This window comes from Bacteroides cellulosilyticus DSM 14838, assembly GCF_000158035.1.
GTDB classification, from domain to species: Bacteria; Bacteroidota; Bacteroidia; order Bacteroidales; family Bacteroidaceae; genus Bacteroides; species Bacteroides cellulosilyticus.
Window position 1 is genome coordinate 1 of sequence record NZ_EQ973527.1, and the last position, 699, is coordinate 699.

A 699-nucleotide genomic window follows, 5' to 3' on the forward strand; every position below is an offset into this window, starting at 1 on the left:
CGGTGCTGGGAAGATGGCATGTGATGGATCCTTCTAGTGAAAAATATTATGGAGTGAGCCCTTACACGTATTGTAAGAATAATCCAATTCTCAGGATCGATATTGATGGGAAAGATGACTATGTAGTGAATAAGAATGGTTATGTGCTTTTTTGGAAAAATACAAAATATGAAGATAAGGGAGATCGAGTTTATTATTTTGATGGAGAACATAAACCGAAGCAGGTAAGTGGAAAACCGATAACTATAATGGATAATAAATTAATGCCTAGAATGGTTGAAAATCAAGGTAAAGAAGGACAAACTACGACTTACGGACAAACCAGCAACATTCATGATGCTGCTAATCTCTTTAAGTTTGCAGCGGATAATAGTGTTGTTGAATGGAAATTGGACGTATATGAGAATGAAAATGATGGGTCAACAGCTATTATTATTACAGACCATAAAGAAGGCTCTGTGGAAAGTGGAAATAATGCAAAAAGAAGGACGGCTGTGAATGGTCGCAAAAAAATAGATATTCATTCTCATCCTGGCGATGAAAGCCAGGGAGCTTCTGCTTCTGATATGAAATATATTAATAGCAGAAATAATGCAGTTTATTTAAAGAGGAACCGAACGTTGCATGAATATAATTCAAAGAAAAGCAATATAACAACTATTCAAATAAATACGGTCGAAGATTTGCAGAAGTATATAC

At 35.1% G+C, this 699-nt stretch carries 1 protein-coding gene; it reads left to right on the forward strand.

Annotated features, from left to right (window positions below; translation table 11 throughout):
* Positions 1-699, forward strand: a 699-nt coding sequence (locus BACCELL_RS25485) for a JAB-like toxin 1 domain-containing protein (RefSeq protein WP_044154440.1), incomplete at both ends; no start/stop codon positions are given.